2 protein-coding genes are annotated in these 1,668 nt (G+C 75.3%); both read left to right on the top strand.

Features of this window, described 5'->3' with window-relative positions:
- Positions 1 to 185: 185 nt before the first annotated feature.
- The gene (gene rbfA, locus AAHZ94_RS33705; protein ID WP_349997500.1) at positions 186 to 668 is read left to right on the top strand and encodes a 30S ribosome-binding factor RbfA; all 483 of its coding nucleotides are present in this window, start codon (positions 186 to 188) and stop codon (positions 666 to 668) included.
- Positions 665 to 1,567, top strand: a complete 903-nt coding sequence (gene truB / locus AAHZ94_RS33700) for a tRNA pseudouridine(55) synthase TruB (RefSeq protein ID WP_349997499.1) — start codon at positions 665 to 667, stop codon at positions 1,565 to 1,567. The genes rbfA and truB overlap by 4 nt, the downstream gene beginning before the upstream one ends.
- Positions 1,568 to 1,668 lie beyond the last annotated feature (101 nt).

The following is a 1,668-nucleotide window of genomic DNA, read 5'->3' as shown; positions in this document are numbered from 1 at the left end:
CGCGGGGGGGGCGCCGCGGGTGGGCGCCCCCCGAGCGCGCCGCGGGCGGGGTGTCTGCCGCGGCCGCGGGGGGCGCGGGCCCGGGCGCGCCCCCCCCCCCCCGGGGCCCGACCCACGGGGCGCCGGATGCGGGAAGCCGCATCCGGTGACGTGATACGTGAACCGAAGAAGAGAGAAGAAGACGCATGACCGACACCGCGCGGGCACGCAAGCTGGCTGACCGCATCCGGGTGGTCGTCGCGGAGACCCTCCAGCGCCGCATCAAGGACCCGCGGCTGGGCTACGTGACGATCACGGACACCCGGGTTACCGGTGACCTACGGGAGGCGACCGTCTTCTACACGGTCTTCGGCGACGAGGAGGAGCGCACCGCGTCCGCCGCGGCGCTGGAGAGCGCCAAGGGCGTACTGCGCTCGGAGGTGGGCCGCCAGACCGGCGTGCGGTTCACCCCCACGCTGACGTTCGTCCCCGACGCCCTCCCGGACAACGCCCGCACCATCGACGACCTGCTGGCCAAGGCCAAGGCCTCGGACGCCCAGGTGCGCGAGGCGTCCGAGGGCGCCACGTACGCGGGCGACGCCGACCCGTACCGCAAGCCGGAAGAGGACGACGAGGACGGCGGGGCCCCGGACGAGGGCCAGGGCAGCGAGGGCACCCCGAAGGCATGAAGGGCAAGGGGACCGGTCCCAGCGGACTGGTGATCGTGGACAAGCCGGCCGGCTACACCTCGCACGACGTGGTGGCCAAGCTGCGCCGCTTCGCGGGGACCCGTCGCGTCGGCCACGCCGGCACGCTCGACCCCATGGCGACCGGCGTGCTGGTCATCGGGGTGGAGAAGGCGACCCGGCTGCTCGGGTACCTGGCGCTGACCGAGAAGGAGTACGCGGCGACGATCCGACTCGGCCAGAACACCGTGACCGACGACGCGGAGGGCGAGATCACCGCGTCCGCCGGCGCCGTCGGCGTGCAGCGGGCGGCCGTCGACACCGGCGTGGCCAAGCTGACCGGCGCCATCCAGCAGGTTCCGTCGAAGGTCAGCGCCATCAAGATCGACGGCAAGCGGTCGTACTCGCGGGTCCGGGAGGGCGAGGAGTTCGACATCCCGGCCCGCCCCGTCACGGTCTCCACGTTCGCCGTGCACGAGGTGCGACAGGCCGTCGCCGACGACGGTACGGACGTCCTGGACCTCGACGTGACCGTCGTGTGCTCCTCCGGTACGTACATCCGGGCGCTCGCCCGCGACCTCGGCGCCGACCTCGGAACGGGGGGCCACCTCACCGCGCTGCGGCGCACCCGGGTCGGCCCCTACGGCCTGGACGGGGCGCACACGCTGGCGGAACTGGAGGCCACGCTGACGGTGCTGCCCATCGCCGACGCCGCGGCAGCCGCCTTCCCCCGCTGGGACGTGACCGACGAACAGGCCCGGCTCCTCGGCAACGGGGCCCGTCTGACGGCCCCGGGTCTCGCCGTGGACGGCCCCATCGCCGTCTTCGACCCCACCGGCCGCTTCCTGGCCTTGGTCGAGGAGCAGGACGGCAAGACCAAGAGCCTCGCCGTCTTCGTCTAACCCCCCCCGCCCCCCCCCCCGGGGGGCGCCGGGGGGGGGCGCCCCCCCCCCGCCCCCCCCCGCGCGGGCGGGGCGGGGGCGGGCCCCCCCACCCCCCCCCC

It is taken from the genome of Streptomyces sp. HSW2009, from assembly GCF_040240285.1.
Classification (GTDB): Bacteria; Actinomycetota; Actinomycetes; order Streptomycetales; family Streptomycetaceae; genus Streptomyces.
The sequence above is the reverse complement of the archived record's forward strand: the minus strand, read 5'-3'. Positions and strand labels throughout refer to the sequence as shown.